Source organism: Microcoleus sp. (genome assembly GCF_049646505.1).
Lineage (GTDB): Bacteria > Cyanobacteriota > Cyanobacteriia > Cyanobacteriales > Microcoleaceae > Microcoleus.
The window spans coordinates 43,355-61,609 of sequence record NZ_JBARVX010000100.1 but is presented as its reverse complement, the minus strand read 5'-3'; the positions used below and the strand labels follow the sequence as shown (position 1 = coordinate 61,609).

16 protein-coding genes are annotated in these 18,255 nt (G+C 46.4%); 7 read left to right on the top strand and 9 right to left on the bottom strand.

All coding sequences use genetic code 11. The annotated features are described in order from the left end of the window. The first annotated feature begins 156 nt into the window (after positions 1-156). The 3 genes from WBA89_RS05915 to WBA89_RS05905 all read left to right on the top strand — a co-directional run bounded on the left by WBA89_RS05915 (position 157) and on the right by WBA89_RS05905 (position 3,229). Positions 157-1,617 carry an aspartate ammonia-lyase gene (locus tag WBA89_RS05915; RefSeq protein WP_424404667.1) on the top strand — a complete coding sequence of 487 codons (1,461 nt, stop codon included), beginning with the start codon at positions 157-159 and terminating at the stop codon, positions 1,615-1,617. A 158-nt stretch (positions 1,618-1,775) separates the two neighbouring features. Beyond that, positions 1,776-2,099, top strand: coding sequence for a hypothetical protein (locus WBA89_RS05910; RefSeq protein WP_424404665.1), 324 nt, complete (start codon positions 1,776-1,778; stop codon positions 2,097-2,099). A gap of 170 nt (positions 2,100-2,269) precedes the next feature. Next, positions 2,270-3,229, top strand: a complete 960-nt coding sequence (locus WBA89_RS05905; protein ID WP_424404663.1) for a DUF362 domain-containing protein — start codon at positions 2,270-2,272, stop codon at positions 3,227-3,229. A 646-nt stretch (positions 3,230-3,875) separates the two neighbouring features. Here WBA89_RS05905 and WBA89_RS05900 read toward each other — a convergent pair. Continuing rightward, a complete protein-coding gene (locus WBA89_RS05900) occupies positions 3,876-4,565 on the bottom strand; it encodes a TetR/AcrR family transcriptional regulator (protein WP_424404661.1) in 690 nt (229 codons plus the stop codon). A 115-nt stretch (positions 4,566-4,680) separates the two neighbouring features. Here WBA89_RS05900 and WBA89_RS05895 point away from each other — a divergent pair, with 115 nt between their 5' ends. Genes WBA89_RS05895 through WBA89_RS05885 form a run of 3 tightly spaced genes read left to right on the top strand, consistent with a single transcriptional unit; the run spans position 4,681 to position 8,028 of the window. Further along, the gene (locus WBA89_RS05895; protein ID WP_424404659.1) at positions 4,681-6,093 is read left to right on the top strand and encodes an efflux RND transporter periplasmic adaptor subunit; all 1,413 of its coding nucleotides are present in this window, start codon (positions 4,681-4,683) and stop codon (positions 6,091-6,093) included. A 32-nt stretch (positions 6,094-6,125) separates the two neighbouring features. Next, complete coding sequence (gene devC / locus WBA89_RS05890; RefSeq protein ID WP_424404657.1) at positions 6,126-7,304, top strand: ABC transporter permease DevC; 1,179 nt, start codon at positions 6,126-6,128, stop codon at positions 7,302-7,304. A gap of 19 nt (positions 7,305-7,323) precedes the next feature. Beyond that, positions 7,324-8,028 (top strand): DevA family ABC transporter ATP-binding protein, encoded by a 705-nt coding sequence (locus tag WBA89_RS05885; protein WP_424404655.1) that lies wholly within the window; start codon positions 7,324-7,326, stop codon positions 8,026-8,028. Between the two features lie 404 nt (positions 8,029-8,432). On the opposite strand, the gene WBA89_RS05880 is transcribed toward WBA89_RS05885, so the two are convergent. The 5 genes from WBA89_RS05880 to WBA89_RS05860 all read right to left on the bottom strand — a co-directional run bounded on the left by WBA89_RS05880 (position 8,433) and on the right by WBA89_RS05860 (position 14,072). Further along, on the bottom strand, positions 8,433-9,275 hold the full coding sequence (locus WBA89_RS05880; protein WP_424404653.1) for a WecB/TagA/CpsF family glycosyltransferase: 843 nt from the start codon (positions 9,273-9,275) through the stop codon (positions 8,433-8,435). Positions 9,276-9,360: 85 nt separating this feature from the next. Beyond that, complete coding sequence (locus WBA89_RS05875) at positions 9,361-10,434, bottom strand: NAD-dependent epimerase/dehydratase family protein (protein ID WP_424404651.1); 1,074 nt, start codon at positions 10,432-10,434, stop codon at positions 9,361-9,363. A 58-nt stretch (positions 10,435-10,492) separates the two neighbouring features. Continuing rightward, the gene (locus tag WBA89_RS05870) at positions 10,493-11,722 is read right to left on the bottom strand and encodes a glycosyltransferase family 4 protein (protein ID WP_424404649.1); all 1,230 of its coding nucleotides are present in this window, start codon (positions 11,720-11,722) and stop codon (positions 10,493-10,495) included. A 120-nt stretch (positions 11,723-11,842) separates the two neighbouring features. Next, a complete protein-coding gene (locus WBA89_RS05865; RefSeq protein WP_424404647.1) occupies positions 11,843-12,997 on the bottom strand; it encodes a glycosyltransferase family 4 protein in 1,155 nt (384 codons plus the stop codon). Positions 12,998-13,190: 193 nt separating this feature from the next. Then, on the bottom strand, positions 13,191-14,072 hold the full coding sequence (locus WBA89_RS05860; protein ID WP_193973181.1) for a glycosyltransferase family 2 protein: 882 nt from the start codon (positions 14,070-14,072) through the stop codon (positions 13,191-13,193). A 44-nt stretch (positions 14,073-14,116) separates the two neighbouring features. Here WBA89_RS05860 and WBA89_RS05855 point away from each other — a divergent pair, with 44 nt between their 5' ends. Then, positions 14,117-14,875, top strand: coding sequence for an FkbM family methyltransferase (locus WBA89_RS05855; protein ID WP_193973182.1), 759 nt, complete (start codon positions 14,117-14,119; stop codon positions 14,873-14,875). Here WBA89_RS05855 and WBA89_RS05850 read toward each other — a convergent pair. The 3 genes from WBA89_RS05850 to WBA89_RS05840 all read right to left on the bottom strand — a co-directional run bounded on the left by WBA89_RS05850 (position 14,872) and on the right by WBA89_RS05840 (position 18,243). Then, the gene (locus WBA89_RS05850) at positions 14,872-16,137 is read right to left on the bottom strand and encodes a glycosyltransferase family 4 protein (protein ID WP_424404645.1); all 1,266 of its coding nucleotides are present in this window, start codon (positions 16,135-16,137) and stop codon (positions 14,872-14,874) included. The two genes, WBA89_RS05855 and WBA89_RS05850, sit on opposite strands and share 4 nt — an antisense overlap. 22 nt (positions 16,138-16,159) lie before the next feature. Then, the gene (locus WBA89_RS05845; RefSeq protein WP_424404643.1) at positions 16,160-17,104 is read right to left on the bottom strand and encodes a glycosyltransferase family 2 protein; all 945 of its coding nucleotides are present in this window, start codon (positions 17,102-17,104) and stop codon (positions 16,160-16,162) included. Positions 17,105-17,373: 269 nt separating this feature from the next. Then, on the bottom strand, positions 17,374-18,243 hold the full coding sequence (locus tag WBA89_RS05840; protein WP_424404641.1) for a hypothetical protein: 870 nt from the start codon (positions 18,241-18,243) through the stop codon (positions 17,374-17,376). Positions 18,244-18,255 lie beyond the last annotated feature (12 nt).

The window sequence follows — 18,255 nt, the reverse complement described above, 5'->3', positions numbered from 1 at the left end:
AACAGTCAACAGTCAACAATTCCGGTATGAGTGCAACCGGAATTGATATTACGAGTTACTGTACAGTCGCCGGCGGGTGCGGTACAATAACAGCACCCGTCAGCCCTGTTACAAAAAAAATTGTACAATTCCTAACAATCACCACCAATTTTTCTGATGAACCAAAAGCCAACCATCAGCTACCGCACCGAAAGCGACTCGATGGGAGACAAACAAATCCCATCTACTGTTTATTACGGCATTCAAACTCTGCGCGCCGTTGAAAATTTTCCAATTAGCGGCATTAAACCTTTATCAACTTACGTCGATGCTTGCGTTTTAATCAAGAAAGCTGCGGCGATAGCCAATGGCGAACTCGGCTGCATTTCAGAAGACATCAGTCAGGCAATTGTCCTAGCAGCAGATGAAATTTTAGCTGGCAAATTGCGCGATCAATTTGTAGTTGATGTCTACCAAGCAGGGGCTGGAACTTCTCACCACATGAATGTTAATGAAGTGCTTTCCAATCGCGCTTTGGAAATTATGGGCGATAAAAAAGGCAACTACAAGCGCGTCAGTCCCAACGATCATGTAAACTACGGTCAATCGACCAATGATGTGATTCCGACGGCGATTCGGATCGGCGGATTGTTGGCCTTAGAAAAAACTCTTTTTCCCGCGCTGTCTGAGGCCGTAGTTGCCCTAGAAAACAAAGCAGAAGAATTCAAAAATATTGTTAAATCGGGTCGCACTCACCTGCAAGATGCTGTGCCGGTTCGACTCGGCGACACCTTCGGCGCTTGGGCGCAAATTCTCAGAGAACATACCTTGAGAATTGACAGGGCATCCGATGATTTGACTTCCCTGGGATTGGGGGGAAGTGCGGCCGGAACGGGCTTAAATACTCACCCAGAATATTGTCAAAAAGTTGCTGAAATTCTCTCGGAATTAATCGATCGCCCCCTGAAACCAGCAAGGCATTTAATGGCGGCTATGCAGAGCATGGCACCGTTTGTAAATGTCTCCGGCGCGCTGCGAAATCTGGCTCAGGATTGTGTTAAAATGTCCCATGACTTGCGTTTGATGGACTCTGGGCCGAAAACGGGTTTCAAGGAAATTCAACTGCCTCCGGTGCAACCCGGTTCGTCAATTATGCCGGGAAAATACAATCCTGTGATGGCAGAAATGACTTCGATGGTGTGTTTTCAAGTTATGGGTTACGATAGCGCGATCGCCCTTGCGGCCCAAGCGGGACAATTAGAATTAAACGTGATGATGCCCTTAATCGCCTACAATCTGATTCACAGCATCGAAATTTTGGGCAATACCATCAGCGCCCTGAGTACAAAATGCCTCGAAAAAATTGAAGCAAAGCCCGATCGGTGTCTCGCTTACGCAGAAGGCAGTCTCGCCCTCGTTACCGCCCTCAACACTCACATCGGCTATCTCAACGCCGCCGCCGTCGCCAAAGAATCTCTCGAAACCGGCAAATCTTTGCGGCAAATTGTCCTAGAACAGGGTTTAATGAATGCAGAAGACTTGGCAAAAGTTCTAGATTTAGAGAAAATGAGTGCGATGCCAGAATACCCGGCGGTTGAAACCGCGTCTACAAAAACAAAACCCGCCTCCGCGGGTTGATGGTTGAACGGTTAAAATTACATTATTTTCTTCAGTCCACGGAGGTGGACTTCGTTTGTGTAGATGCGGTTTCAACCGCCATCTTATCTACGTTTGTGTAGATGCGGTTTCAACCGCCGTCTTAATTTTTTCAATTCTAAACTTTGGGAGCAAAATTTATGCGTGCAGGTTCATTTGGCCAATTAACTCAAGATAAAGAGAACACAACTCAAGTTACATTTCATTATGTCGAAGGTCACACGGAAACCTTTACAATTCCGATCCCTGCACAAGAATTTCAAGAGGAAGTGCTGCATTTATTAAGTCAACCTTGGTTGACTTTTCATTTAGTCGATCAAACGGTTTTTATCTGCACTGCCCGGTTGGTGAAAGTGGAAATTAAACCTGCTATCCCGGAACTTCAGGGACAAGGAATTTTCTCTAATTCTATGCGAGTTAGTACCATGCAGCGGGCTGCTGCTGGCAGATTGCCGATGTCTTAAAAGTAAGGTTCGCAGTAAGAAATTGGCAAAACAGGGAATCGGTCAAACAGGGCATTGGAAATAAATAAATATATAATTATTGCCAATTCCCTGTTTTGCCAATTCCCTGTTTTGCCAATTCCCTGTTTTGCCGATTCCCCATTCCCAATTCCCAATTCCCCATTCCCATTATGTCTGCAGTTAGTTTAATTCGAGCCAATTCATACGATCGCCAAATCCTGCAAACATCTGTAGAAAGTTTGCTCGCACCCTTGGGCGGAATCTCGGCTTTTGTCAAAAAGGGCGATCGGGTTTTACTCAAACCCAATCTCCTCACCGGTTCTCGCCCCACCAAAGAATGCGTTACCCGCCCGGAATTAGTTTACTGCGTGGCGAAAATGGTCATTGAAGCGGGAGGAAAACCATTTTTAGGTGACAGTCCAGCTTTTGGTAGCGCGATGGGCGTAGCTAAAGCCAACGGTTATTTGCCGCTGTTGGAAGAACTGAATTTGCCAGTAGTTGAGTTTCAAGGAAAACGCTACGAAACTGTCAGCGAAGATTTCAACCATCTCCGAATTTGCAAAGAAGCAATGGAAGCAGATGTCGTGATTAATCTTCCCAAACTCAAGTCTCACGTACAATTAACCGTGACAATGGGCGTGAAAAATTTGTTCGGCTGCGTGCCCGGAAAAATGAAGGCTTGGTGGCACATGGAAGCTGGCAAAGATAGCGCCAGATTCGGTGAAATGCTGGTAGAAACAGCCAGGGCAATTAACCCAAATTTGACAATTTTGGATGGAATTATCGGTCACGAAGGTAACGGGCCCAGCGGCGGCGAACCTAAGTTTTTGGGAATTTTGGGCGCGTCGAGTGATGTGTTTGCGCTGGACAGAACTTTAGTGGAAATCATTAATGTCGATCCGGCGCTGGTTCCGACTATAGCTGCGGCGATGAAATTGGGACTTTGCTCGAATTTAGAGGATCTCGATTTTCCGCTGTTGCACCCGGAAACTCTCAAGGTTTTGGATTGGAAGTTGCCAGAAAGCATGATGCCGATCGACTTTGGTATGCCTCGCGTGATTAAGTCTACTTTCAGGCATTTTTATATCCGGTTTATCAAAGAACGGATGGCGGCTTACGCGGGCAAATAAGAGGCTTGTAGCAAGGTTTGTAATGAGTAGTGAGTCGGTGGTTGAAACCGCCACTGCACAAAAAAAAGTCCGAATGGTGCGCGGACTGAAGAGTAAAGTTGATATGATTTTTATTAGAGGCAGGTGCATTTTTTAAGTTGAAAAGTATGAGAGTTGAAGAGCCGATCGCAATGCAGGCCATCTGTTCTCAAATCTCCTGCGACAGGTTCCGATTTTTTGGTAACTATCCGATCTCACAAAAATTCTAAGCAGTCGGGCGACAAGCTCATTTTTGTCTCCACTTGGTATGGCAAAATTAACAGCGGTTTTACGGCAGAAAATGTATCCAAATTAATTGCTTCAAAGTTGCTCAAAAATATCTCCCCCTGTTCCGCCTGGTTAACAAGCAGTAAAGCTGAGGAGTTCTGGGGTCAAACTGACAGTTGATCAATTCTCCGGCGGTGCGGATTAGTTCTTTTTGCAATCCCTGATTTGTTACTAAAAAAAATTCTGACGATCCCTAATCGGAAAAATCGGGAATGACCCATTTCGGCGGTTCGGTCATCTTTTTCCTGAATGACTCTTCGGCAATCTCGTGCATTTTATCCACAGGGGTATCTTGAATAATTTTTGAGCAAATCTCTGTTGACCGTAATAGTTTGCCCAATTATAATTGCGTTTTGTCGGCATCCGTCATTAGATGAATCAGACCATTGACCAGACGATCGCGCTCTAAGGGTAAAATCTCGCTACCGTGCATAATATTTTGAACAAGCAAATAATGCACTAGGGAACCGACAAAAATTCGCGCCGCCACCATAGGATCGGGTAATTTTAGCTGGGGTTGAGATTCTAGGTAACAGGCAAGCCGCTCCAATATGGGTTTTTTGATTTCGCGCACGAAGGTTTGAGCGAGTTCCGGAAACCGCTCGGACTCGCCAATGATTAACCGCATTAAGGTCATCAGTTGTTGATTTTGAGAAAACTCTCCTAGTATCACAGTAGCGATTTGGTGTAGAACTTTGTCAGGAGGAATTTGAAAGTTAGGTTCGCTCAGCAACTTTAATATAGCTCTGCTTCTTTTTTGTGTTAGTTCTCGAGTCAGAGCAATAAATAACCCCTCTTTGTCTTGAAAGTAGCGATACAGCGTGGGCTTAGATACGCCTGCCGCTGAGGCAATGCGATCCATGCTGGCAGCCGCGTACCCCTGCGTCGTGAAGACTTGCAATGCACCCGCCAAAATCGCTTTCGCTTTATCTGGCTTATCTTGGCTGGGTTGGCTGGATGACTCTAGTTTATTTAAAGGATTCAAGCGAGTAGGTTCCTTAAGGTCTGAGGGCTGGGCTGGAGAGGACACCTAGTCCTTTCCATCTTTTATACATTTTACTAAATTACTGGGTTTACATTACTAAACCGTGTAGTAAAATATAGGTAGAGAGCTTCAAGTTTTTCTCTGACGAGGATCGAGGGTTATGAATTTAGACGTATTAAACGATCGAGCTGCATCGGAAAAATCACCGCGACGTTGGTCGGTATTGACCCGTGTGGGGATTCTGGGGATTGTGGGACTAGCGGCATTGGGAGTGTGGCAATTTCAAGCCAACCGAGTTGAGGAAGCGCCAACTCAAGTCTCGATCGCACCTAAAATCCTGACGGTGACGGCACTAGGGCGTTTGGAACCCCAAGGAGAGATAATTAACCTCACTGCTTCGACTTCCACACAAGAAAGCCGAATCGATCGACTGTTGGTGAAAGAAGGCGATCGAGTTGGGGCCGGACAAACGATCGCCATTTTAGATAACCGCTCGCGCCTGCAAGCCGCGCTAGCACAAGCAGAAGTTGATGTGCGCGTTGCCGAGGCACGTCTAGAACAAGTGAAAGCGGGCGCTAAATCTGGAGATATCGCCGCACAAGCAGCAACCATCGATCGTTTCAAAGCACAGCGGCAAGGCGACGAAGCCGCACAAATCGCCACGATTAACCGTTTGCAAGCGCAGTGGGACACAGAAAGAGCGGCACAAGTTGCAACCCTCGATCGCATTAAAGCCCAGCGGGAGGGCGACAAAGCCGCGCAAATCGCTACCCTCAGCAGGTTGAATGCCGAACTGAAAAACGCCGCAGCCGAATATCAGCGCTACCGACAGTTATCCGAAGCCGGAGCCATTTCGCGATCGTTGTTTGATAGCAAAACGTTGAGCGTGGAAACCAGCCGCCAACAGGTTGCCGAAGCCCAAGCGAATTTGCAACGCATCGAGGGAACGGCAAAGGAACAAGTGGTCGAAGCGCAAGCCCATTTAAACCGAATTGACAGTACCAGTCGCCAGCAAATTAACGAAGCCCAAGCCAATTTAGAACGCATCCAAAAGACTGGAACCGCACAAATTAGTGAAGCCACCTCCAAACTCGACAGCATTGCCGAAGTGCGTCCCGTAGACGTGCAAGTGGCACAAGCCGAAGTCGATCGAGCGATGGCTGCCGTCACCAAAGCGCAAACCGATATCAAGCAAATCTACGTCAAAGCTCCCATTGCCGGTCAAATTTTGAAAATTCATACCCGTGCTGGCGAAACAATCGCCCAGAAAGGGATTGCAGCCTTGGGACAGACCCAGCAGATGATGGTTGTTGCAGAAGTTTACCAAAGCGATATTACCAAGATTGCAGTGGGTCAATCTGCCACGATTACATCACCGGCTATTCCCGACTCACTCCAAGGCAGAGTCGATCGGATTGGCTTGGAAGTCCAACAGCAACAGGTTGTCAATGAAGATCCGGCCGCCAACATCGATGCCAAAGTTGTAGAGGTTCACATCCGTCTCGATGCGGCTTCTAGCGAGAAAGTGGCTGGACTAACAAACTTACAAGTCACGGTCAAAATTGAAATCTAAAAATTCAAATCTAACCATCGGGAATTACCACCATGTTCGGCTTCATCAAAACACTGCAACAGCGCACCCCACTGGGGCTGCTTCAGCTCAAACACGATCGAATGCGTTTGTTGACTGCAATTGCTGGCATCACATTTGCCGACGTTCTAATTTTCATGCAGCTTGGGTTTGCCGACGCCCTCTACAAAACCAATACCCAATATGCCCGGAACTTACAAGCCGACTTAGTTCTCATCAGCACCCAAGCCAAGAACTTTAGGCTAGTGCGAACCTTCGCCCGACGGCGACTTTACCAAGCCCAAGACGTACCGGGAGTCGCTTCTGCCGATGCGTTGTATGTTGGCTCTATAGAGTGGCGAAATCCCCAAACCCAGAAAAAGGCATCCATGCTGATTGTCGGACAAAATCCCGATCGACTTGCCCTGAATCTGCCTGAAGTCAACCAGCAGCTAGACGCCATTCGGCTGCCAGAGGTGGTTTTATTCGATCGGGCGTCGCGAGGCGACTACCAGAATCTCATTGCTCAAGTTGAACAGGGAAAACCCGTCAGCACAGAAATTGGACTGCAAACAGTAACTGTCGCCGGACTGTTCAAAGTGGGTGCATCTTTTGCTGACGATGGTGCGTTAATTACCAGCGATCAAAACTTTTTAAGACTATTTCCCAAACGCCAAGCTGGAGCCGTGAGCATAGGGCTAATTCGTCTGCATCCGGGGTACGATCTAGAACAGGTGAAAGCTGCATTAGCCGCGCACCTACCCGACGACGTACAGGTGTTTACGAATCAAGGCTATGTCGATTTTGAAATTCAGGATATCCAAGCAACGTCACCCATTGGTTTTGTCTTCAGCCTCGGTACGGTAATGGGGTTTATCGTCGGTATTGTGATTGTCTATCAAGTGCTTTCAACGGATGTGAATAGCCACTTGGCAGAGTATGCCACTTTTAAGGCAATGGGCTATCGCAATGTTTATTTACTGGGGGTTGTTTTTGAAGAAGCGTTGATTTTATCGATTCTGGGATTTATCCCCGGATTGGGGCTTTCTCTGGGGGCTTATCAACTGACGGCGGCGGCAACCGCACTGCCGATCGTGATGCCTGTTAGTCGGGCAATTTTGGTGCTTTTACTCACGTTTGTGATGTGTGGTGTATCGGGTGCGATCGCCACTCGCCGACTCCAAGCCGCCGATCCCGCTGATATCTTCTCTTGACCTCTATTTTTGGCGATTTATGACTAAGCAACCTGTAATTGCCGTGCATCAACTCGATCACTATTTTGGATCGGGACAACTCCGTAAACAGGTGTTGTTCGATATCAATTTAGAGATTTTTCCCGGCGAAATTGTGATTATGACGGGACCTTCGGGGTCGGGAAAAACCACGCTACTGACATTAATGGGCGGCTTGCGATCGGCTCAGTCGGGCAGCCTGAAAGTTTTGGGACAAGAGCTTTGCCGAGCCAGTCAAAATGATTTAGTCAAAGCCAGACGACACAATGGCTATATTTTCCAGGCTCACAATTTGCACGGCAGCTTAACCGCTTTAGAAAACGTGCAAATGGGGTTAGAAGTGCATGGCACTTTTTCCAAGCGAGAACGCCACCATCGCGCGGCACAAATGCTCAAGCTGGTGGGTTTAGAAGAGCGAATCAATTATTCTCCAGCGAATCTTTCCGGTGGGCAAAAACAGCGGGTGGCGATCGCTCGAGCACTGGTTAGCAACCCCAAAATCGTGCTAGCCGACGAACCCACCGCTGCTTTAGATAAAAAATCGGGACGGGATGTGGTCGATATTATGCACGACTTAGCCAAAAAACAGGGTTGTACGATTTTGCTGGTGACGCACGATAATCGGATTTTGGACATTGCCGATCGAATTATTTATATGGAAGATGGGCGATTATCCAAACAACCTGAATCGGTGGCGATGTCTTAACAGATTGATCTGGATAGAAGATAACGAAGTCAAGTCTCAAAGAAACTCAACAAATGGATTGAATCATTTCTCTAATTTCCTAAGTGTTCAGGGGGTGCAAATAAGACGAAAAATACCCCTCAAAATAAAGTCATATGTCTTCGGCATTGCCTCTCTTTGCGCGCTGAATCGCGATCGCTCTTGAGGCGATCGCACTATAGACAATTAAAATATATAATGCCGATGCTATCGGAAACAACATTACAAAGCAAGCCCAACAAAATTTATAGAAAACAACCCATTAATTCTAGATTTAAATCGTCACAATTTTTAAGTCGAAAGTCAAAATAATTAATTATTATTTCTAGTTTTGGCTTTTGGCTTTTTATTTGTGAAAATCAACAATTCACAACAACAGAATAAATTCAACCGTACAATACTTCTTCTACAGGCGGGGTAGCGTCTTTGGGGTCAAATTTTTTGATTTTCAAAGCTTGCAGCAAAAACAGCGAGACATAAAGCGGATTCAACAAAACATACCGCTTCCAGAGGCGCCGTGGCTCTTTAATCATCCGAAACAGCCATTCCAAACCTATCTTAGATAAAAACTCAGGAGCTTTAGCCAAATTGCCCGCATGAAAATCGTAAGCTGCACCTACAGCAATCAGCGGCATTGATAAGTCATCGCGGTATTCGTAAGCCCAGACTTCTTGTCGCGGACACCCCAAACCTACAAAAGTAATTGCTGCACCGCTGCTGCGAATTTGCTCCACAATTTCCTGTTTCTCTTGGGGGGTAATGCACTTAAATTTAGAAGGCTGAGTTCCAGCAATAATTAACTTGGGATAACGCTCGCACAGATTGCGGGATAAAGCTTCGAGTACAGAAGTTTGAGAACCGTACAAATAGATAGATAATCCTTCTTGGGCGGCGCGCTCGCAGATTTGTAACATCGCATTTGGCCCGCAAACTCGATCGGGCAATTCGGTATTGTAGAGCAAATTTAACGCCCACCTGACCGGCTGTCCGTCGGGCAATACTAAATCAATGTGATTGAGTCGGTGGCGGTGAGTGCTGTCGAGTACCCCAGTCATTACCCCGTGCACCGCTAGGGCCGAAACTGACAGCGGTTTTCCGGCGCTGGCTGCGGCAATAATTTTGCTGACAGCAGCTTCATAATTAACGGCATTTACTAATATGCCGAGTACACTTTTTTTTCCTAAATCTATTGTGGAAGACCTCTCTAAGCCAAGGGCTGTTACATTCATAAATTTTATGTAGGATTTGTTTAACTTTGTATTCCCTCGTTTACCCAAATTGTCGGCACATTCTGTTTGTACCAGCTCAATCCTTCTACCCCTCTTTCAGCCAACGTTCGCGGTTACATTCATAAATTTCCTGCAGGATTTGTTTAACGTTATATTCCATTTTCCAGTTAGGATAGTGACTGGAAAATTTTGAATTGTCGCTAATCCACCAAATGTGATCGCCAATGCGATTCCCTTCAGCATAAGTCCAGTTAAATTTGCGATCGGCAATTGCCTCGCACATCTGAATCGCTTCTAACATCGAACAATTGCTGTACCTGCCTCCTCCTGTATTGTAAACCTCGGCGATTCTGGGAGCTTGATAAAATTCATAAAATGCCGAAATTAAATCGGCGCTGTGAATGTTATCGCGGACTTGCTTGCCTTTGTAGCCAAACACTGTGTAAGGAGTTCCCGTCACGGCGCACTTCATCAAGTAGGCGAGGAAGCCGTGCAGTTGAGCTCCAGAGTGATTTGGGCCCGTCAGGCAGCCGCCGCGAAAACAAGCGGTTTTCATCTGAAAATATCGACCGTATTCTTGCACTAAAATGTCAGCAGCTACCTTAGAAGCGCCAAACAAACTGTGCAGGCATTGGTCGATCGACATATCTTCCCGAATGCCGCTTTCGTAAGTGTGACCTGCTTCTATTTCCCACCTGTGTTCTAATTCAACTAAAGGCAATTTGTTGGGGGTATCGCCGTATACTTTATTAGTAGAAGTGAAAATGAAAACTGCTTTGGGACAGTACAGGCGAGTTGCTTCTAAAAGATTGAGAGTACCGTTAGCGTTGACGGTAAAATCTATTTTAGGAGCGCGGGCAGCCCAATCGTGGCTAGGTTGGGCTGCTGTGTGAATTACTAACTCGATCGAGTCTCCGTACCGCTGAAAAATATTGATAATAGCTTCGTAGTCGCGAATGTCCACATCTAAGTGATAATACTTGGTTCCCAAAGATTTTTCGAGCTGTTGGCGGTTCCAGTTCGTAGAACCATCGGCACCAAAAAAAAACTGGCGCATATTGTTGTCGATACCAACTATGTCCAAGCCTTGCTTGGCAAAAAACTTACACGCCTCCGAGCCAATTAATCCCGCCGAGCCAGTAATGATTGCAACGCCCACGTTTTACCGCCTAAAAAATATAGTTTTCTTTGTTTTGTGCGATCGAACAAATCGGAAGTTATCCTGATTTTCCCTTGCATACATCTTCGCACAATTGGGCAAAGAATTGACCTTTTATATTCCAATCATAGATTTCCCTGACGCGCTTTTGACCGGCTAGACCCAACCGATCTCGCAATTCGCGATCCTCAGCTAAACACACTATAGCTTCTGTTAAACCTTGCACGGCGCGATCGGGGTCAGTAGCAGCCACCTTAATCCCGGTTTGGGCGGTCACTTGAGTGGCCGGGCCCCCCAAATCCAAACAAATCGTCGGACGGCCAACCCCCATCATTTCCGTGCAGACAAAACCACCCGAGTCATGCAAACTCGGGTGGAGGAGAACGTGAGACTCTCCCATTTTAGAGAGAGTTTCAATGCGCGGTAAAGATCCCCAAAACAATACTTTATTTGCCAGTCCCAATTCTGTTACCAAAGCTTCCAAACGCTGCCTTTCCGGGCCATCTCCCACAATCCAATATTCCGATTGTTCCAGCTTCGCCTCCGCAAATGCACGGAGTCCCAAGTGTACCCCTTTCCAGTGCAAGAGACGGCCGACACTGATAAATCTAATTGGTTGCTCCGGCGGAGTTGGAAATTTCTCTAATTCCTGAATCTCCTGCTGCGATAAACCAACTTGCGAGAAAATTTTCACGTTTTGTGCTTTGAGAAATCGCAGTCTGGCTGCGGTTTCTTCCGTAGTAGCCAGCGCCACGGCACTGCGACGCGCCGTCAGCCCCACAAACGGATCGCGTTCTCCTATACTTTGAGCCAATGCTCGCAGGGTTTCGTAAATTTTGCCCCGGCGGCTAAAATCTTGCCAAAAAGCCTTTGGTGCTGCTTCTGCGCCCCCCACAGGCCCCCAAATAAAAGGATGCGGCAACAGTGCTAGGAAACTTGGAGACCAATGCTTGACATAAGTTACGTGATGTACTAGGTCAAAACCGATTTCGCGATCGAGCTTTCGAGCGATAAAATAAGCCCAGATTTGCCACAAATAGTAATGAAGTTGCAGCAATCCTTGTTTCCCCTTCCAATCTTCGCTCCACCCAAACGGATCGAAATAAACAAAGTGCAGGTTTGGTACTGGGTTTTTTTCTAATTCTGCTTCGATGTACGATCGACAAAACGTTCGTGTAAATACCCAACTTTCGTGATGTTTAGCAGATTGGATGACAGTATTCCATCCCACACCCTCTTCAGAGCCGAGATTAGGTTCGCAAGCAAAGGCAGACAATAAAACTTTCATTAGTTATTGGTTATTTGTTGTTGGTTATTGGTTATTTGTTGTTGGTTACTCGTACTTTCGGGAAAATTAACAACTAACAACTAACAAATAACAAATAACAACTAACAAATAACAACTCAACTAATTACTTCTTCCCCTCAAAAAAGATATAACTTCCACATAACCTCGGGCTGCCGTTTCAGGAGTTTTGTGAGAAATAAGCTGTCGCGAACGCTCTCCCATCGACTCAATCAAATCAGGATTATCTAAAAAAACTTGCATTCGATCCGCCAACTCTTGAGGATTGTTAGGATCGAAAATATAACCATTTTCACCTTCCACAACTAACTCGCAGGAAGCTGCACCGTTAGAACACAATACCGGTTTTCCAAACACCATCGCTTCGGGTACAACCATACCCCAAACATCCTCAAAAGTAGGAAAGACAAAAATATCAGCAAGCTGAAAATAAGCTCCCAGATTGCCGTAGTCCACCCATCCAACCCAATTTACCCGATCGGCAAAACCCGCATTTTCAACAAAAGCTTGCAATTCCTCCAACCGATCGCCAGAACCTACAATCAGTAAACTATAACCAGAATATCCTTGCTTTTCCAAAACAGCGCAAGCCTCTAAAAGAGTCGTAATTCCCTTGCGAGCCGTAATCCGTCCCACATACAAAAAAACCGGCTTTTTCAAATCTAAACTTGGAAAATCTTTAGTTTCCAAAGGTTTCAGCAGCGCTGTCGCATCCGGCACCAAATAAGTTCTCGTAAAAACTCGATCTGCGGGTACATTCAGCACCTCAACCAAATATCTCTTTCCAGCTTCGCTGTTAGAAACAAAAGCATCAGCAAACCGAGCTAAAATCCGCCTTACCACCGTCCGAAAACTCGAATCTCGAAAATCAGTATTCGGAGAACTTCCATCATAAATAATTGCAACTCGCCACTGACAAAGCGGTTTAAAGATAATTACCAAGACAGTCCACAGAGAAAAAGCTTGCGGAAACACAACATGAGGTCTAAATTTTAGCAAGTGACCGATAATGCTAGGCGAAACTGCGATAAAACCGCGATCGTAACCTGTTTCTATCTTTTCGGTTTCGATAAACTTAGTCTTTCCCACCAACTGAATTGCCGATGCTCCCGGCAGAGTTGGATCGAATCCCGGCCACACCATCCCGGTATAAAATACTGTCTGCTTAAAAACTTTTGTAAATTCTCTCAAAACAGGCTGCCAATAGGCACCGAGTTCTACTTCCGGGACAAGCCAAGCAATGCGGAGTTCATCCATGCGGTTCACCTTTATTAGTTGTAGCGACGACAAAGAAGCCGGCGGTGTTGCCAGAAATCTTCCCTATTTCCTGTGCTTGCAAAAATAGTAAGCCATACAGCATTTAATTTTTTACTTTGAAGGCGGGATTTCCTGTCTACCACACTCATGGTCTCAGAAAAAGAATTGTTAAAATTAGATGGACGCCAACAAATCAGCCCCGATAGCCTACAGGCCCTCGGCGGAGCGAGGTCAAAATCAACCTCAAATAAGGTAACAGCCAATATATCGGCCACAAGATGTTCGTGTGCCGCTGTACGAGCACTTTCGACTCTTTTGGCCCAAAACCCTTCGGTTGCAGTACCTTTTTAAATCGATCGAGCAAACTCATATTCGGATCTTCCCAGCAGTTACCATCAGGCGGGTTAGCAGAGCAGGTGGCCACGTATCCAGGAACCACCCAAACTGTACAATTTTGTTCCACCGATCGCAAACCGTAATCAATATCTCCCATGCTGTGAATGAAAGCTGGGTCTAGGTTTCCCACTACTTCAACCACTGCTCGCGGCATCAAAACGCAGTTGCCGTTCATTGTATTGCACTGCTGAGCTTCGGCGATCGGTTCCAGCAGGCGAAAATGCAAAGGATGCCACCAGCTACTCCGCAACCAGCCCCCGTAAGTCAGTGTCCCAGTGGTCGCATCGCGAGTAGAACCCACCGCAATCGCTCGCGTGTGGCCTTGCTCGGCCAAGCTGCGGGAGGTTGCCAGCATAGCGTTCACAGCCGACGGTTCCAGTACAGTGTCATCGTTGAGCCAGAAGTAGTAATCATAATTGTGCTTCATGGCTTCAGCAAATCCTTGCCGCATTCCCCCATTCCAAAACAGGTTCCCATCTCCGCTGAACAACTTAACCTGCGGATAAGTTTCCCGCACCGCTTCGGCAGTACCGTCGGTGCTGGCATCGTCCACCAAGTACGCCACCAGCAAGACATCTGCTGGCAGTACCTGATTGAATAGCGCCGCGAGACAAGCTAAGGTTTTTTGCTTGCGGTTGTGGCAAGTTATGATTGTTGCGATCGTGCAGTTTGGTTTCATTAATCTATAATAGTTTCATTCAATATTGTACTCTGGAAAAAATTATGAGGCAATTCCTAAAAAACCTAGCGTACAAAATGCTTAAGCCTGTGGGATTCGATGTCCCGCGAAAAGGCATGAGAACATCTATGTACGGTGTGCTCGATCAGTTCATCAAGTTGGGTTTTCAACCAGAAACGGTTATAGATGTCGGCGTTGCCTACGGGACTTTTGAGTTGTACGAAAAGTTTCCCGAAACCAACTTCTTGCTGGTAGAGCCATTGATCGAATACGAGAAAAATTTAAAAGAAATTTGTCAAAAATACAACGCTCAGTATATCATGGCTGGCGCGGGCGCTCAACCCGGAAATATTACGATTAACGTTCACCCTCAACTTTACGGTTCTTCTACTCTCAACGAGTCAGAAGGCAGTCTGGCAGACGGTGTACCCCGAGAAATTCCTCTGGTTGTCCTCGATGATGTGTGCCGGGAAAAAAACTTAAAAGGGCCTTATTTATTGAAGGTTGACGTGCAAGGCGCGGAGTTGAATGTTTTAGACGGCTGTCGCAAAATGCTTGAGGAGACAGAAGCAGTCATACTGGAAGTATCCCTGTTTGAATTCTTTGTCGGGGGCCCGCAATTATACGATGTTGTCAGTTACATGAAAGAGCGCGGATTCGCCACCTACGATATTTTTGGAGGTTACATCCGCCCTCTCGATGGAGCTTTGGCTCAAGTAGACATGGTATTTGTTAAAGAAAACGGACAGTTTAGAAAGTCTAATTTTTTTGCTACGCCAGAGCAGCGGAAACAGTTGGTTTAATTTGCTGCAATGCCGGCGGTGCTGGCGAGTTCGGAAAAAACAGACAAGTAGCGGCGAGCTTGTATATCTGAGGTGAATTCTTGTTCTACTTTCTGACGGGCGCGAATGCAGAGCTGTTGGTGTCGATCGGGATTTTCCAATACCCATGCAATACCTGTTGCTAAATCTTCTGTTTCATAAGGTTTAGCTAAGTAGCCATTTGAGCAGTGTTCGATCAGATCCGGCATTCCGCCGATTTTGAATCCGACACTGGGAATACCGCAGGCTGCAGCTTCCATCACCGTGTTCGGCAAATTATCGTAAACAGAAGGAGCTACGAAAACATCTGCTGCTGCATAAACTATTGCTAGGGAAACGTCATCAGCAAATTTACCTAAATAATGTGCCTTAAAACCGAGTTCGAGCGGATTCGACGGTTGAGAAGAGCCAAAAACTAGCAATTCTATGCGATCGCTCCAGCCCGATTTGCTGAGGCTTTGCAAAGCCGGCACCAACAAATTAAATCCTTTCCAGCGATCGCCCGTTCCGCTGGCACCGCCAAAAAGTACAATTTGTTTATCTTGAGGCAAATTCAGGATTTCTCGCGCCCATTCCCGCTTGATCGGTTTGTAAGTTTGAGTATTGATACCGTTAGGAATCACCTCAACTCGACAATCCTTCAACAAAGAACTAGAATGAGCGCATTTAGCCAACCAAGCACTAGGGCTGACCAAAGTTAAGTTAAGATTTTTCCAAGCTTTTGCTTTCCGCCGCCACACCCAGCGCGACAGATCCGAATCTTTATTACTGTGAAGTTGCGGACAGCTACCGCAAGATTTAGTATAGCGATCGCACTCTTCGCTATAGTGACACCCACCCGTAAAAGGCCACATATCGTGCAGCGTCCAAACTAAGGGCTTGTGAAACTGCGGCACAGTTTCTACCTGCATATAACCCCCGCAAACCCAGTGCAAATTAATAATATCTGGTTCGATTTTAGCAACTTTCGCAGCCAGGGAGTCGGGCAGCCATTGAGGAGAAAAAATCGCAGGATTTCTCTCAGGATAAAGCCGCAATGGCGAATTTGATACAACTGAAATCATCTTATCAAAACTTTTGGCGATCGCTGGCTGTGCCGAAATTACACTTAAATCGCCGCTTTTGGGATTTTTCACCAGCATTTGCGAAGACACGCCAATCCCCTGCAAACCCTGGTGCAGCCTATAAGCAGCGCGGGCTGCACCGCCTTCAGTATCAGAACTATTGAGAAGTAAAACCTTCATCTCCCCTGCATATCCTCTAGAGTTATTTCTGATTTAACTTGGTTTTTTTCAACAGTCTGTGGACTTTTTTTTGCACCTTCTTGAGCAGCGGCGGATCGTAATCGTACAAAGTATTTTGAGTAAAATTATCAGCTTGCGCGTCCCGAATTACAAAGGGCGGGTGTTTCAGCGGAAATGTTAGAGCCTCTGCCGCCATATTATTGTACGGACTGCTGACATCCGCCGTGTGAGTTCCTCCCGAACCGTGTCCGATATTAGAAGCTAAATTGACATTAGCCAAAATATTCATACCGTTTTGAATAAAGCTAGCAAATGCCCACTGGAAATCCCAAGTATCTATTTTTCCCTCATAACAAAGCTGAAAAGTTTTTGTCCAAACTTTTACAGCTTGCGGATCTCCCAGTACATCCGCCAAAAAATTACCGTCGCGAATTTCCGGCCACAGCTTCATTTCTAAATCGTAGTGCTGCCAAGCTCGCCTCCAACTCGCCCAGCTCCAACAGTGATTGTAGCGAGAAAAGTAGTAGCTGTAATCAGTTCTTTTGCGCCCGAACTGGACATTTTGACCGGAGATTGACATAATTCTTTCATCGTCTCGGTAGCGATCGAGCAATTCTTCAGCAAAACGGAAAAAGGTCGGATGAGGCAAACAGTCATCCTCAATAATAATTGCCTCTTCCACCGTCTCAAACACCCAATCTATACCGCTAGAAACCCGCCGCCGGCAGCCCAGATTTACGTCAGCGTAATTTTTCAACACTTCGCAATCCCAATCTACTCGCTCAATAATCGCCCTAGCCCGATCGCAATCTCGGTCTTCCCCCGGTTTATTTGCGCGGGGCCCGTCAGCAACTACTAACAGTTTCGGCGGTTTGACATTGCGAATTTCTGCAAACACCCTTTCGGTTTCTTCGGGGCGTTTAAAAATAATAAAAGCGACGGGAGTTTTCAATTGCCAATCGGGCATTTAGCTACTCTACTATGTTTGTGGTTGTTTGCAAATTGCGCTGCGAAAAAAAACATTTCCGAGTATTTACCGCAATACGGTTCACTTAACATATTTATGCCCCGGAGATCCCTTGCAGCATCCCCACCCCCCCCTGCCCCCCCCAAGGGGGGAAGAAGGGGGACGCAAGAGAGCATTCTTGTCCCCCCCTTTTTAAGGGGGGTTAGGGGGGATCGTCTTAAGTAAACCGTATTGGTATTTACCGTAGTTCCAGCATTGACTCAAAAAAGTTAAGCCGATCGCAAATCGCGCCAAGAAGTAGATTCTAAGTCTATCAGTCTCATTTCTCCAGCAGTCCCCGCAAAGTGCAGAAAAAAAGTATTGATCAAAGCCGTCGTCGCGCACTCGCTAGCCCGCCTGTCAACCAACCGGGGCGGCACCCCTTTCGCTAAAAGTTTGCTTTTAGCGCGACTGAGCAAACTTGCTGATGCGTGGGGTTTTGGCAGCAAAAATGGGTAATACAAGGCTTTATGTACGTTCCAGACTGTGCTGAAGCGCGGATCGATCCATTGAACGCGATCGGCTTTTAACAGTTCGTAAGAAAGCCAAGGCATTTCACCAAACCCTGTTTCTTCGCATTCATAGTAAACTTTTTCTAAAATCGAGCGGTGGTGAGAAGGCGACAGTACCATAATACCATCTTGGACAATGCGATCGAATTCCGGCGAAATACCGTATTTAACATAAGTAGCCCGCTCGTTTTTTTCGTCGGTAATTCCCCACGTCTCAAACAATCTGTCTCTGGCTTCAGCAGATAACTGTTCGTTAGGTGTTGCCCATTCTGGAGCCGCACCTACTTTATCAACCGCCACCCCTTCCACAATACAAGGAGCATTTGCCCAATTGATCAAAACGTCTGCATCTACCCAGACTACTCGATCGTACTTCTGGACAGATTCCTCGCCGAGGATCAGGCACTTTTGCCAGCAGGGCGATCGCTTTTTAGCTCGTTCGGAATCATCTAAAGGATTTGAAATACAAATAATATCATATCCGTGGCGATCGGCATACTTTTGCCAGTTCGATTGGCACAAACTGTGCCAGTTATTCCTATGCTTTTGGCCAATTACCAGCGTTACTATGGCTTTAGAATTCGTCATCTTTCCTGCTAT